The sequence below is a fragment of the Allobosea sp. P1_B10 genome, assembly GCF_056406735.1.
On record NZ_JBFTZP010000004.1, the window covers coordinates 267,883 to 281,535 of the forward strand.

Sequence of the window (13,653 nt, forward strand, 5' to 3'; positions counted from 1 at the left end):
AATTCTTCGGCGACAACACGGACCGCAGCCTGTCATGGAAGCACGCGAGGCAAAATTCAGGATCGGCCAGGTGGTCAAGCACCGTGTCTATCCGTTCCGCGGCGTCATCTTCGACGTCGACCCGGTGTTTGCCAACACCGAGGAATGGTGGACTGCGATCCCGGAAAACCTGCGTCCCTCCAAGGACCAGCCCTTCTATCACCTCTTCGCCGAGAACGACGACACCGAGTATGTCGCCTACGTGTCCGAGCAGAACCTGGTGAGCGACGAGTCCGGCCGCCCGGTGCGCCATCCCCAGGCCAAGGAATTCTTCCGGCGCGACCGAAAGGGTCGCTACACGATCGACCGCGCCGGATTGAACTGAGCCCGGCTCAGCCGACCCCGAGATAGGCGTGGACGCCCGCGTCGTCCTGCGCGCCGACGAGGCCGACGGCGGAGAATGCTCCCTTGGCCAGGTAGGCGTTGACGGTGTCATCCAGCGTCTGCGCGGGAAGATCGCGCTCGGCAGCGGTCATCATGGCAAAGCCGAGCATCTGGCCGACGGCGGCGCCGCGAGCCTGGATCTCGGCCTGGCCCGGCGCAATTCCCACACTGATGTAAAGCGCGCGGAAGTAGCTGACCTGATCGAGGAAATGCGTCGCCTGCGCGGCGGTCGGCGCGCGGTGAAACGCATCCTGATAGGCATGCTGCACGAAGGTGCCGGTGTCGATCGACGCGCCGTATTTGCTGAGGAAGGCACTTTCGCCTGAAAGCGCCGCGCCAAAAGCCTCATAGGGCCCGATCGCGGGATCAGCGACCTTGAGGACGTTCGCGTAGTAATTGTACTGGGCTTCGGCAAAGTCGCCGCGGCTCGCCAGTTGCGCCGCCGTAGGCAACGCCCCCAGGAAGAACAGGCTCGCGGCGGCCGTCGCGAAATCCATGTTCACTGTCGGAGTTCCGGCGCGCACACCGTAAAGCTGCTGTGCGCCGGCGATGTCGCCCGCTGAGAGCTTTCCCGACTCGTTTTGCGGATTGCTCAGATAGTACATCGTGTCGGCGGGATCGCTCGAATGGTCGAGGCCGAGCGCATGGCCGATCTCGTGAAGCGAGACCTGGTAGAAGGTGGCCCGCTCGTCATACGCGTCGACATCGAACCAAATCTGCGCCGCAGAGTAGATGTTTCCCATCGTCCAGGACTGCGCGATCCCGAGCCTGGTGACCTCGCCCGGCCGTGGCGAGCCATCGATGAAGATGTCGCCGAGGCGGATATCGACCTGCGGCCCATCCGACACCTCGACGAAGTCGATCTGCGATACCGATTCCCAGGCATCGAACGCCGACCTCACCAATGGTCGGTAGGAGTTCGCGATCTGGCCCTCGAAATTGTAGTAGCCAACATACTGATTGCTGAAATCGTAGTTGGCGGTCGCGAAACTCCAGGTCACGGTCGGGAACTGCTGTCCCGGCGTGACCCATTTATCCCCGCTCAGCACTGGCATGTAGCGGCTCCTTGCTGGTCACGGCGACATCACGCGGTCGCCATCACCCCCTCCCCATCGTCAGTTTGCCCAGGACCGCCCCCCAAACAACCCCAAAAAGAAAAAGCCGGGCGCGAGCCCGGCTTTCCCATGGATTGATATCGAGGCCGATCAGGGCTTCGGAGCAGCCGGGACGGCCGGAGCGGCACCTGGAGCCGGCGCGACGCCGGGCGCAGGCGCAGCGCCCGGAGCGGCATTCGCGCCGCCGGAGCCGAGGCGCTGGCGCAGTTCTTCCTGGCGCTTGGCCAGTTCGTCCTGCAGCGCCTTCTGCTGGTCCTCGAGAACCTTGGGGTCGATCGCCGGACCGTCGAAGCCCTTGGCGAAGTCCGCCAGCGGGATCGCGAAGGAAACCTCGCGGGCACCCTGGTTCTGGACGCTGACGCTGAGCGTGGTGCCCTTCTTCATCTGGTTGATGAAGTCGTCCTTGACCTGCGCTTCCGCGAAGCAGCCGTTCGGGAAGCAGACCGCGTAGCGGCCAGCGGCCGGCTGTGCAGTGTCGACGCCGAAGCGGATGCCCGGGTTGAGGAGCAGGCCGAGCGGCATCAGGAAGCGCACGATCCGGTTCGGATCGCCCTTGACGTCATAGATCGCCACGGCGAGCACGGGCTGGCCCTGGTCGGAGACGAAATCGCGCGTCGTGTAGCAGATTTCCTTGTTGGCCGCGGGATCCTTGCCGCAGACCTTGGTCCAGCTCGTCTGGGACGGCTCGGGCTTGACCTGCACCACGGTCGGGCCGGTGCCCTGGCCGCCTTGCTGCGCTGGCGCGGCGGGCTGCTGGGCCGGTGCGGCCGGGCGCTGCGCGGGGCGCTGCGCCTGGGCTGACGCGGCGATGGGAGCAAAACCAAGCGCAGCGCTCACGGCGATGGCCAGGGCATGCGAAGTCAGGCGATACGAAGCGGACATTTGTCTTTCCTTGTACTGCGAATTCGGGACCACGACTTCGCAAGCCGCGCGCGTCACCATAGACAGCCCAACCGCATCTTGGCGCCGGCCATCGTCAGGCCTGTGCACATCAAGGGTGATTGAGGCGTTTGCATGACACCTTGCACCGCCCTTTAGCGAGTTCCGTCAACGGATTCCAGCCCCGATTAGCTGAAGCATGGTACGCCCTGCGTGTTATCCTGATCGCAGGGAATCAATTCGGACGATGGATTTGCTAAGTGTGGCCAAAGCAGCGTCCTGCGCTGCTGCACGGACAGTTTTCGCCTGCCTCGCGCTTGTCCTGGCGCCGGGAGGATTGGCGCGTGCCGAATCGCCCGCTCGCGATCATGCCATCGCGATGCATGGCGAACCGGCGCTGGCGCCCGGTTTCTCCCATCTGCCCTATGCCGACCCCGCGGCCCCCAAGGGTGGCCGGATCATTTTCGGGCAGCAGGGCACCTTTGACAGCCTGAATCCGCTGGTCGTGCTCGGCGTCGCGCCCGATGCAGTGCCGCGCTATGTGCAGCAGAGCCTGCTGGTCCGGTCGGCCGACGAGCCCTTTACTGCCTACGGGCTACTGGCGGCCCGCGTCGAACTCAACGACGAGCGAACCCGCCTTGTGTTCGACATCGACGAGCGCGCCACATTCTCGGACGGCACGCCTGTGACCGCCGAGGACGTCATCTTCACCTATGAGATCCTGAAGGCGAAGGGGAAGCCGTTCCACCGGGCGAGCCTTGGGCGCGTCACCAAGGCCGAGGCGCCCTCGCCTCGCCGCGTCGTCTTCGAACTCGGCGACGGCTCGAACCGCGAATTGCCGCTGGTCATCGGCGCCATGCCGATCTTCGCCAAGCACGCCACCAATGCCGAGACTTTTGGCGAGACCAGCTTCAAGCCGGCGCTCGGCTCGGGGCCCTATCTCGTCTCGGAGGTCCGCCCCGGCGAGGGCCTGACCCTCAAGCGGCGCCGCGATTTCTGGGCCGAAGACCATCCGCTGACCCGCGGCCTCTTCAATCCTGACGAGATTCGCTACGATTTCTACCGTGACGCCAATGCACTGTTCGAGGCTTTCAAGGCCGGGCTCTACGATATCCGGCTCGAGCCCGACCCGACGCGCTGGATGACCGGCTATGATGTGCCGGCCGTCCGCGACGGACGCATCGCGCGCGAGGCCCTGCATTTTCAGGCCCCCAAGGGCATGACCGGTCTGGTCTTCAACACGCGGCGACCGATCTTCGCCGACATCCGGGTGCGCGAGGCGCTCGGCATCATGTTCGATTTCGAATGGGTCAACCGCAACCTGTTCCACGGCGTCTACCGCCGTGCCGGCAGCTTCTTCTCCGATTCGGAGCTGTCGGCACTCGGCGTGCCGGCTGATTCGCGCGAGAAGGCCATGTTGTCTGCGTTCCCGGGCAGCGTGCGTCCGGACATGCTGGACGGCAAATGGGCGCCCTCCGCCACCGACGGCTCCGGCCGCGACCGCGACCAGGCCCGCGCCGCCCTCGCTCTGCTCAACGCCGCCGGCTTCGCCCTGAAGGATGGCGTCCTGCGGCGTAGCACGACGGGCGAGGCCTTCGCCTTCGAGATCACCGTGACGAACCGCCCGCAGGAGCGGCTGGCGCTGAACTATGCCAGCTCGCTCGGCCGCCTCGGCATTGTCGTCTCCGTGCGCCTGATCGACGATGTTCAGTACTGGCGCCGGCTTTCCGCATTCGATTTCGACATGATCCAATGGACCTGGCCGGCCTCGGCCTCGCCCGGCAACGAGCAGATCGGGCGCTGGGGCTCGGCCAATGCCGACCGCAAGGGCGCGCTGAACTATGCCGGCGTCAAGTCGCCAGCGGTGGACGCCGTCCTCCAGGAGATCCTGGGCGCGCGCAAGCGCGAGGATTTCGTCGCCGCAGTGCGCACGCTCGACCGGTTGCTGCTCTCGGGCTTCTATGTCGTGCCGCTCTATTACCTGCCGGAGACATGGTTCGCCCACGCGCGCGACGTCGTCCTGCCCGAGCGGAAGCCGGCCTATTTCCTCTCCACCGAGGCCTTGTCGCGCCGTCCCGCGCCACCAGCGCCAGCCAATTGAGAGCCCAGATGCGCGCCGATCTCGACGACGCTGCTTCCGCCCTCCTCGACGGGCTCGACCTCGATACATTGCTGAAGGCGCTGGTACGCGGGCGCGGCTACGATGCGGCCCTGCGCGACCCTCCCGGACGACGCGCCTGGAGCGACTCCATTCCGACCTCGCTGAGCTTCCTGCAACTGGAGGAGCGGATCGACCAACTGGCCCGCCTGCTCGCGATCAACCGCGCACAGCCCGGCGCCACGGTCGCGATCCTGGCCCCACTCGGCAGCGAAGCGATCGTCGCGATCCTCGCCTCGCTGCGCGCCGGCCTCTCGCCGCTGATGCTGCCTCTGCACGCCAGTGAGGATGAGCTGCTGCGCCTGATCGAGGCCTCGGAGGCCATCATGGCGCTCGGCGTGTGCCGCGTCGGTCCGTTGCAGCCGCTGGTTACCCTGCGCGACCTCGCCGTGCGCGCCTTCGGCACGCGCTTCGTCGGCGGCTTCGGTCAGGATGTCCCAGACGGCATTGCGCCGCTCGACACGCTGATGGCGAGCGGTGGGATGCATCCCCTGCCGGAGAAGACCACGCGCCCGGCACTTCAGGTCGTCGATACCGTCACGCGCGGAGAGCTCGGGATGGTGTCCGAGCGCGACGTGCTCGGCAAGGCTCTCGAGATATCGCGTCTGCTCAAGCCGCTGTCGTCATCCCGGATCGTCACGACCCTAGTCGGAGGCGATCTGGCGGCGCTCGCCAGCGGCCCGGGGATGGCGATGCTGACCGGCGTCGAGCTCCTGCCGCTCGGCCTGTTCAGCCTAGGTGACCTCCAGGCCTGCCTGGCCGGCGGCCGCAATGTCCATCTCATCCTGCCCGGCGCCATGGAGCCGGCGTTGGCGCGATCGCGGCTGGCCGGTGACGCCGCACTGGCCAGCCTCGTCTTCGTGCACCGCGCCGAAGACACGCGCGCCCTGCCTGCGATCGACAGACCCGACCTCTCGATCGTCGATGTCGACGTGCGCTCGGCGTCCCGGATCGACGTCAGCAGGCGTTGACACCCTCACCGTCATTGCGAGCAAAGCGAAGCAATCCATCCTCGCCGAGCCCTACGCCCCCCTGGATTGCTTCGCTTTGCTCGCAATGACGGATGAGCCTCAGGCCGCCTTCTTGCGTTCCGCGATACGCGCGAGGTCCGTCAGTAGTCGGCGCGTCCCCTTCAGCCTTTGCTCAGCCGTCTCGAAATCGTCGATGAAGACGACGCGCATGTCGGGCCGCACCTTCGCCAGCGTGCCGATCTTCGCCACATAGCCCACAAGCCCCTCGGGGTTGGCGAACTCGTTGTCGCGGAAGGCGACGATGATGCCCTTCGGTCCGGCCTCTACCTTCTCGACGTTGGCGCGCTTGCACAGCGCCTTGATCGCGACGATCTCCAGCAGCTGCTGGACCTCTTCAGGAAGCGGCCCGAAGCGGTCGACCAGCTCGGCGGCGAAGGACTGGATGTCGCCATCCTCGTCGAGCGTCGAGAGCCGCTTGTAGAGCGTCAGCCGCAGCGTGAGATCGGTGACGTAGTGCTCCGGGATCATCACCGGCGCGCCGATCTGGATCGACGGCGACCATTGCGCGTCGGTCTCGAAGTCGACGCCGGATTTGAGCGCGGCGACCGCCTCTTCCAGCATCTGCTGGTAGAGTTCGTAGCCGACCTCCTTGATATGGCCCGACTGCTCGTCTCCGAGCAGGTTGCCGGCGCCACGGATGTCGAGGTCGTGGCTGGCGAGCTGGAAGCCCGCGCCCAGCGTATCGAGCGACTGCAGCACCTTGAGGCGGCGCTCGGCCTGCTCGGTCAGCTTGCGGTTGGCCGGAACCGTGAACAGTGCATAGGCGCGGACCTTGGAGCGTCCGACGCGGCCACGCAGCTGGTAGAGCTGTGCCAGGCCGAACATGTCGGCACGATGCACGATCAGCGTATTGGCGGTCGGGATGTCGAGGCCGGACTCCACGATGGTGGTCGATAGCAGCACGTCGTACTGGCCGTCATAGAAGGCCGTCATCACGTCCTCGAGCGTGCCGGCCGCCATCTGGCCATGGGCGATGCCGACCTTGCACTCGGGCACCTGCTTGTCGAGGAAGTCCTTGACGTCGGAGATATCCTCGATGCGCGGCACGACATAGAAGCTGCGACCGCCGCGATAACGCTCGCGCAGGAGCGCCTCGCGCACGATCAGCGGGTCGAACGGCGTCACGAAGGTGCGCACCGCGAGCCGGTCGACCGGCGGCGTGGCGATGATCGAGAGCTCGCGCACCCCGGTCATGGCAAGCTGGAGCGTGCGCGGGATCGGCGTCGCGGTTAGCGTCAGCATGTGGACCTCGGCGCGGAACTCCTTCAGCCGCTCCTTGTGGTTGACGCCGAAGTGCTGCTCCTCGTCGACGATGACGAGGGCTAGATCCTTGAACTCGATCGCCTTGCCGAGCAGCGCATGGGTGCCGACGACGATATCCATCGTGCCGTCCTTGACCCCGGCCTTGACTGCCTTGAGGTCGGGCGCGGAGACGAAGCGCGAGGCCTGCCCGACATTGATCGGCAGCCCTTTGAAGCGCTCGGCGAAGTTGCGATAGTGCTGGCGTGCCAGCAGCGTCGTCGGAACGACGACCGCAACCTGCTTGCCGTTCAGCGCGCAGGCGAAGGCGGCGCGCAGCGCGACCTCGGTCTTGCCGAAGCCGACATCGCCGCAGACCAACCGGTCCATCGGTCGTCCAGCCGCCATGTCGTCGAGCACGGAATCGATGGTCGCCTGCTGGTCCTCGGTCTCCTCGAAGGGAAAGCGCGCGCAGAACTCGTCATAGAGCCCGTCCTGCGGGATCAGCCTGGGCGCCTCCTTCAGCGCGCGCGCCGCGGCGATGGCGATCAGCTTGCCCGCCATCTCGCGGATGCGCTGCTTCAGCTTGGCCTTGCGAGCCTGCCAGCCGCCGCCGCCGAGCCGGTCGAGCGAGACCTCGGTGTCCTCGGAGCCGTAGCGCGACAGCAGCTCGATGTTCTCCACCGGCAGGAAGAGCTTTGAATCCGCCGCATAGTGGATCTCGAGGCAGTCATGCGGCGCACCGACCGCTGTGATCGTACGCAGGCCGATGAAGCGCCCGATGCCGTGATCGACATGGACGACGAGATCGCCGGGGCTGAGCGAGGACAGCTCGGCGATGAAATCCTGAGGCCGCCGTGTTTTCTTGCGCGGACGGACGAGCCGGTCACCCAGAATGTCCTGCTCACCGATGACAGCGAGCTTGCCGGCCTCGAACCCGGTTTCGAAACCCCAGACGGCGAGCGCCGTGATGCCGGGCTTGAGATCGAATGCAGCCCGCAGGCTGCCCGTGGTCTGAACGGTCTTCAGGCCGTGATCGGCCAGTACATGCGCCAGCCGCTCGCGCGACCCTTCGGACCACGCGGCCAGGATGACGCGGCGGCCTTCGGCCTGCAGCGCCTTCACATGCGTTACGGCGGCGTCGAATACGCTGCCGGCATTGTCGGCGCGCTCGGCGGCGAAGCTGCGGCCCTGACGGGCCCCGACATCGATAATCAGCTTGCCGTCGCTGTCGGGCAGCTGGAAGGGGGTCAGCGAGGCCACGCCCGCATTGTCGACGATGCCGCGCCAATCCGCCGGCGTCAGGTAGAGCGCATCGGGCTTCAGCGGCTTGTAGGGAATGCCGCCGGCGCTGGGCTGGTCCATCGCTGTCTTGCGCGCGTCGTAGTAGTCCTTAATCAGGCTGATGCGCTCGCCGACGGCATCGTCGACCTGATGGTCGAGCACCAGAGGCACGTCGGGCAGATAGGTGAACAGCGTGTCGAGCCGTTCAGCAAGCAGCGGCAGCCAATGCTCGAGCCCAGCCGGACGCCGCCCCTCGCTGACCGCCTCGTAGAGTGTGTCGTCTCGCCCCGGTGTGCCGAAATTCGTGATGTAGCTCTGGCGAAAGCGCTTGATGCTCTCGCTCGTCATCTGCGCCTCGGACATCGGCACGAGGTCGAGCCCGCGCAATTGCCCGGTGGTGCGCTGGGTCTCGGGATCGAAGGTGCGGATCGATTCCAGCGTGTCGCCGAAGAAATCGAGCCGGATTGGCGCCGGCATGCCGGGCGGATAGAGGTCGACGATGCCGCCGCGCACGGCGAACTCGCCGGTCTCGCGCACCGTCGAGGTGCGCAGATAGCCGTTCATGTCGAGCCAGCGTGCGAGCTGGTCGGTGTCCACCATATTGCCGGGCGCGGCCGAGAAGCTCTCCGACGCGACCTTGGAATAGGCCGGCACGCGCTGAAGCGCGGCGTTGACGGTGGTCAGCAGCAGGCGCGGCTTGTCGCCGGACTTGGTCTTGGCCAGTCGCGACAGCGTCGTCATGCGGTGCGCGACGATCGAGGGCGCCGGCGAGACCCGGTCGTAGGGCTGGCAGTCCCAGGCCGGGAACGACATCACCTCGAGATCGGGCGCCACGAATTGCAGCGCGTTCTCAAGCACCTGCAGCCGCTGGCCGTCGCGCGCCACGAAGACGAGCATCGCCGCGCCCTGCGATTTCTTCGCCCTGGCCCGGGTGAGGTCCGCCAGCACGACGGCGTCGAACCCGTCCGCCACGCTGGCAAGGGTCGGCTTGTCGCCGCGATTGAGCGCATCGAGGATGCGGTCGATCTGCAGCTTGGCGAGTTGGGAGGGAGGCGGAATGCTCATGACTGTGGTGGTCTTACTTTATGGGGAGCGCCAGGGCCGAAAGCCGTCATTGCGAGCGCAGCGAAGCAATCCAGCGGGCGCACCGCCTTGTGAGGCTGGATTGCTTCGCTGCGCTCGCAATGACGAAAAGCGGCCGTCTCAGACATGGATCGGCTTGTCGTGGTGGTGAAATGCCTTCAACCGGCGGAACAGCTCCGTGTCGTAGTTCGACGGAACCTGCGCCTCGCCCGTGATCCAGCTCAGCAGATCGCGGTCCAGCACCTCGATCAGCCGCTCGAATTCGTCAAGATCCGCTTCGGTCATCGTCGCGATCTGCGCATCGGCGAAGCCGCCCATGATCAGATCGTTTTCGCGCATGCCGCGATGCCAGGCGCGGAACAGGATTTTTCGCCGACGGGGATCGAGGTCGGCGCTGCTGCGAGTCGAGCCGGACATGTCGAAAAACCTCGGGACACTGCAATGAGAACGGGGCCGGCCTCCTCGCGAAGCCTGCCGTCGCGGCGTATATAGCGTTGCAACCTCGCGAAGTCAGCGGCAGAACGCCTGAGATCTTCGCACTCCTGACATGTTCCGAGAGCCCGCTTGCGCCCTTCCCTGCTTGATCAGCTGTTTGCCCCGGTGACGACGCTCTCGGGCGTCGGTCCGAAGACGGCCAAGGCGCTAGACAAGCTGCTGGGCGACGAGACCCGTGGCGCGCGCGTCGTCGACCTGCTGTTCCATCTTCCGACAAGCGCGATAGACCGGCGCCCGAGCGCCTCGATCGCCGATGCGCCGATCGGTGAGATCGCGACCTTCAACGCGCGGGTGAGCGAGCATCGGCCAGCCCCGCCGACCAAGGCGAAGGCGCCCTATCGCATCGTCGTCGAGGACGACAGCGGTGATGTCACGCTCGTCTTCTTCCATGCCGATGTGCGCCATCTCCTGCAGACCATGCCGGTGGGCGCCTATCGCCTGATCTCGGGTAAGCTCGAACTCTGGGACGGCATGCGCCAGATGGTGCATCCTGACCGCGTGCTCGATCCCAAGGTGGCCGCAACGATGCCGTCGATCGAGCCGGTCTACGGCCTGACCGAGGGCGTCGGCCCGCGCGTGATGACGCGCATCGCCGCCGCAGCAGCCGAGAAATGCCCCGATCCCGCCGAATGGCAGGACCCCGGCTTCCGCGCCAAGAGCGATTTCCCGAGCTTTCTCGACGCGATGCACGCGCTGCATCATCCGCCCGACCTCAAGGCGGTTGAGGGTGACACGATCGCGCGCCGCCGTGTCGCCTATGACGAGTTGCTGGCGAGCCAGATCGCGCTGGCCTTGGTGCGCCAGCAGCAGAAGAAGGCGGCCGGGCGGGTCACCGCCGGTGACGGCGCACTGCGGCGGCGCATCGAGGCAGCCCTGCCCTTCACCCTGACCGAGGGCCAGAAACAGGCGCTCACGGACATCCATGACGACATGGAAAAGCCCGAGCGCATGCTGCGTCTGCTGCAGGGCGATGTCGGCTCCGGCAAGACCGTGGTCGCGCTGCTGGCCATGGCGGCCGCCGCCGAGGCCGGGCGGCAATCCGTACTGATGGCGCCGACCGAAATCCTGGCGCGCCAGCATGCCGAGCGCCTGGCGCCGCTGGCGCTGGCAGCTGGCCTCAACCTGGCCTTGCTGACCGGCCGCGAAAAGGGGGCTGGCCGCGCCCGCGTGCTCGAAGGCCTCGCAAATGGCGAGATCTCCATCGCGGTCGGCACCCATGCGCTCTTCCAGGAGGGCGTGATTTTCAACGATCTCGCGCTCGCTATCGTCGACGAGCAGCACCGCTTCGGCGTGCATCAGCGCCTGCTGCTCGGCTCCAAGGGCGAGGCGGTGGATGTGCTGGTGATGACGGCGACGCCGATCCCGCGCACGCTTTCGCTGACCTGGTTCGGCGACATGGACATCTCGATCCTGGCGGAAAAACCCGCTGGACGGAAACCGATCGCGACCAAGGCTCTCGCCCTTGAGCGTTATGACGAGGTGGTCGGCGGTATCGGCCGGGCCGTCGAATCGGGGGCTCAGGTCTACTGGGTCTGCCCTCTGGTACAGGAATCGGACACGCTCGACGTCGCAGCCGCGCAGGAGCGAGCCGAAGCCCTGCGCGACGTCTTCGGCGAGAAGGTCGGACTGCTGCACGGCCAGATGCCCGGACGCGACAAGGACGCCGCCATGGCCGCCTTCGTCGCCGGGCATACCCGCATCCTTGTCTCTACCACGGTCATCGAGGTCGGCGTCGACGTGCCCAACGCTAGCGTCATGGTGATCGAGCATGCCGAGCGCTTCGGGCTGGCGCAGTTGCACCAGCTGCGCGGCCGCATCGGGCGCGGCTCGGCCGCCTCGACCTGCCTGCTGCTCTACAAGGGTCCGCTGGGACAGGTCGCCGAGGCCCGCCTGACGATCATGCGCGAGACCGAGGACGGTTTTCGCATCGCCGAGGAGGATCTGCGTCTGCGCGGCGAAGGCGAGATGCTGGGCACGAAACAGTCCGGCTCGCCGGACTGGCGCGTTGCCCGGCCGGAGACCGATGGCGACCTGCTTGCCGCGGCCCGCGACGACGCTCGCCTCCTGATCGAGCGCGACCCGCAGCTCGAAGGCCCGCGCGGCGAGGCGGTGCGGACCCTGCTCTATCTGTTCGAGCGCGACGTCGCGATCAGGCTGCTGCGGGCCGGTTGACGCGCGGGCGGCTCTGCACGAGCCTTTCTGGCAATCTCGATCAAGCGGACCCGCAAACGGCGCTCCATGCTGAGCCCGTGCCTTGTGAGAACGCCATGGACCCCGTCGTCAAAGCCATCTGGTGCATCGAAAGCCGATTCGCTTCGGGAATCTCGCTCGACGAGATCGCCGAGGTCAGCGGCATCTCGCGGTTCCAGTTGTGCCGGGCCTTCGGTGTAGCGACCGGCCAGTCGGTGATGCGCTATGTGCGCGGACGCCGCCTGTCCGAAGCGGCCCGCATGCTCGCAGCCGGCGCGCCGGATATCCTGAGCGTCGCGCTGGACTGGGGCTATGGCTCCCATGAGGCCTTCACCCGCGCCTTCCGCGAGCAGTTCGGCCTGACGCCGGACGCGCTGCGCGAGACAGGCGCGCTCGACAGCATCGCTCTCGTGGAGCCCATCATCATGGACAAGATCCCCACCATCGCGCTCGAAGCGCCACGCCTCGTCGACGGCAAGAGCCTGCTCGTCGCCGGTCTCGGCGGCCATTTCACCTACGAGAACAGCAGCGCCGGAATTCCCTCGCTCTGGCAGCGCTTTGGGCCGCATATCGGACATGTCCCCGGTCAGGTGGGCGCCACCAGCTATGGCATCTGCCTGAACGCCGACGACACCGGACAGTTCGACTATGTCAGTGGTGTCGAGGTCACAGGCTTCGACGATCTCCCGGACGATTTCATGCGGGTGCGCATCCCCGCGCAGAGCTACGCAGTCTTCAGCCACCGCGCCCATATCTCGACGATCAAGGCGACATTCGAGGCGATCTTCCGCGACTGGCTGCCCCAATCGGGCCGCAGCCTGGCCGAGACACCCGGCTTCGAGCGCTATGACGAACGCTTCGACGCGCGCACCGGGACCGGAACCATGGAAATCTGGGTGCCGCTGAAGCCCTGAGCCTCGGCTGCTCAGCCTTGCGGCTTGCCGTTTGCGGCGATCTGCTTGGATATGACCTCGTCGGGCTGGATCAGCCCGGCCGACATGATCAGCTTCGCCCCGTCCTCGACGGAGATCGTCAGTTCGATGACCTCCTTGCGCGGCAGGTAGAAGAAGAAGCCCGTCGTCGGGTTCGGCGTGCAGGGCAGGAAGACGCCGATCTGTTCGCTGCCATCTGGCAGCTTTCCAGCGATGTCGGCCCCTGGCTCCTGCGCGATGAAGACGATCGACCACATGCCCGGCTGTGGGAACTGGACCATGCCGACCTTGCGGAACGACGTTCCCGATTGCGAGAAGATTGTCTCGAAAACCTGTTTCACGCCCTTGTAGAGGCTGCGGACGACCGGCATCCGGTTGAGCAGCGATTCGCCCGCATTGATCAGCGAGCGGCCGACGAGATTATGCGTCATCGCGCCAAGCACGGTCAGGCCGATGAAGCCGATGATCAACCCGAAGCCCGGAACCGGGTAAGGCAGATGGGCATCGGGCCAGTATGACGCCGGGACGATCGGCTTCACGACACCGTCGATGAAGTTGATGAACCACCACGTCACCGAGGCCGTGATGGCCAGCGGCGCGGCGATGACGAGCCCTGTCAGGAAATAGCGCCGCAGCCGCGTGCCAAATGTCGGCCGCAGCAGGTCGGTCGAGATGACGAGGCGGGGATCAGGTGGGCCAGCGGTCATGAAGCCATTCCAGTCGAAAGCATCCAGCCTCGCACGCGGCCATGCGACAGACGTGCCAAGACCCGCACGCGAATTCAAGCTGTCCTATCGTTCCATCCCGGCGGCTCGTCGAGTCCA

General features: G+C 66.2%; 10 protein-coding genes. 5 read left to right on the plus strand and 5 right to left on the minus strand.

Annotated features, from left to right (window positions below):
- Window positions 1-34 precede the first annotated feature (34 nt).
- Window positions 35-364 (plus strand): heat shock protein HspQ, encoded by a 330-nt coding sequence (gene hspQ, locus AC1D2L_RS11910; protein ID WP_476846080.1) that lies wholly within the window; start codon window positions 35-37, stop codon window positions 362-364.
- A gap of 7 nt (window positions 365-371) precedes the next feature.
- Here hspQ and AC1D2L_RS11915 read toward each other — a convergent pair whose 3' ends face one another.
- Window positions 372-1,478 carry a matrixin family metalloprotease gene (locus AC1D2L_RS11915; RefSeq protein ID WP_476846081.1) on the minus strand — a complete coding sequence of 369 codons (1,107 nt, stop codon included), beginning with the start codon at window positions 1,476-1,478 and terminating at the stop codon, window positions 372-374.
- 150 nt (window positions 1,479-1,628) lie between these two features.
- Complete coding sequence (locus AC1D2L_RS11920) at window positions 1,629-2,420, minus strand: invasion associated locus B family protein (protein ID WP_476846082.1); 792 nt, start codon at window positions 2,418-2,420, stop codon at window positions 1,629-1,631.
- A 334-nt stretch (window positions 2,421-2,754) separates the two neighbouring features.
- Here AC1D2L_RS11920 and AC1D2L_RS11925 point away from each other — a divergent pair, with 334 nt between their 5' ends.
- Both AC1D2L_RS11925 and AC1D2L_RS11930 read left to right on the plus strand, forming a co-directional pair.
- Entirely contained in the window at window positions 2,755-4,518 is a 1,764-nt protein-coding gene (locus AC1D2L_RS11925) for an extracellular solute-binding protein (protein ID WP_476846083.1), read from the plus strand.
- Between the two features lie 8 nt (window positions 4,519-4,526).
- Window positions 4,527-5,546, plus strand: a complete 1,020-nt coding sequence (locus tag AC1D2L_RS11930; protein WP_476846084.1) for an AMP-binding protein — start codon at window positions 4,527-4,529, stop codon at window positions 5,544-5,546.
- 99 nt (window positions 5,547-5,645) lie between these two features.
- Here the strand turns inward: AC1D2L_RS11930 and mfd are convergent, their stop codons facing one another.
- On the minus strand, window positions 5,646-9,194 hold the full coding sequence (gene mfd / locus AC1D2L_RS11935) for a transcription-repair coupling factor (RefSeq protein ID WP_476846085.1): 3,549 nt from the start codon (window positions 9,192-9,194) through the stop codon (window positions 5,646-5,648).
- Window positions 9,195-9,332: 138 nt separating this feature from the next.
- Complete coding sequence (locus tag AC1D2L_RS11940; RefSeq protein ID WP_476846086.1) at window positions 9,333-9,629, minus strand: FAD assembly factor SdhE; 297 nt, start codon at window positions 9,627-9,629, stop codon at window positions 9,333-9,335.
- Between the two features lie 147 nt (window positions 9,630-9,776).
- On the opposite strand from AC1D2L_RS11940, the gene recG reads away from it, so the two are divergent.
- On the plus strand, window positions 9,777-11,879 hold the full coding sequence (gene recG / locus AC1D2L_RS11945; RefSeq protein WP_476846087.1) for an ATP-dependent DNA helicase RecG: 2,103 nt from the start codon (window positions 9,777-9,779) through the stop codon (window positions 11,877-11,879).
- Between the two features lie 95 nt (window positions 11,880-11,974).
- Window positions 11,975-12,811, plus strand: a complete 837-nt coding sequence (locus AC1D2L_RS11950; RefSeq protein ID WP_476846088.1) for an AraC family transcriptional regulator — start codon at window positions 11,975-11,977, stop codon at window positions 12,809-12,811.
- 11 nt (window positions 12,812-12,822) lie between these two features.
- On the opposite strand, the gene AC1D2L_RS11955 is transcribed toward AC1D2L_RS11950, so the two are convergent.
- A complete protein-coding gene (locus tag AC1D2L_RS11955; protein WP_476846089.1) occupies window positions 12,823-13,536 on the minus strand; it encodes a DUF502 domain-containing protein in 714 nt (237 codons plus the stop codon).
- Window positions 13,537-13,653: the final 117 nt, after the last annotated feature.

What these genes read in the sequence shown, in the direction of transcription:
- hspQ (WP_476846080.1), top strand. Translation starts at nt 35, where the DNA reads ATGGAAGCACGCGAGGCAAAATTCAGGATCGGCCAGGTGGTCAAGCAC.
- AC1D2L_RS11915 (WP_476846081.1), bottom strand. Translation starts at nt 1,478, where the DNA reads ATGCCAGTGCTGAGCGGGGATAAATGGGTCACGCCGGGACAGCAGTTC.
- AC1D2L_RS11920 (WP_476846082.1), bottom strand. Translation starts at nt 2,420, where the DNA reads ATGTCCGCTTCGTATCGCCTGACTTCGCATGCCCTGGCCATCGCCGTG.
- AC1D2L_RS11930 (WP_476846084.1), top strand. Translation starts at nt 4,527, where the DNA reads ATGCGCGCCGATCTCGACGACGCTGCTTCCGCCCTCCTCGACGGGCTC.
- mfd (WP_476846085.1), bottom strand. Translation starts at nt 9,194, where the DNA reads ATGAGCATTCCGCCTCCCTCCCAACTCGCCAAGCTGCAGATCGACCGC.
- AC1D2L_RS11940 (WP_476846086.1), bottom strand. Translation starts at nt 9,629, where the DNA reads ATGTCCGGCTCGACTCGCAGCAGCGCCGACCTCGATCCCCGTCGGCGA.
- AC1D2L_RS11950 (WP_476846088.1), top strand. Translation starts at nt 11,975, where the DNA reads ATGGACCCCGTCGTCAAAGCCATCTGGTGCATCGAAAGCCGATTCGCT.
- AC1D2L_RS11955 (WP_476846089.1), bottom strand. Translation starts at nt 13,536, where the DNA reads ATGACCGCTGGCCCACCTGATCCCCGCCTCGTCATCTCGACCGACCTG.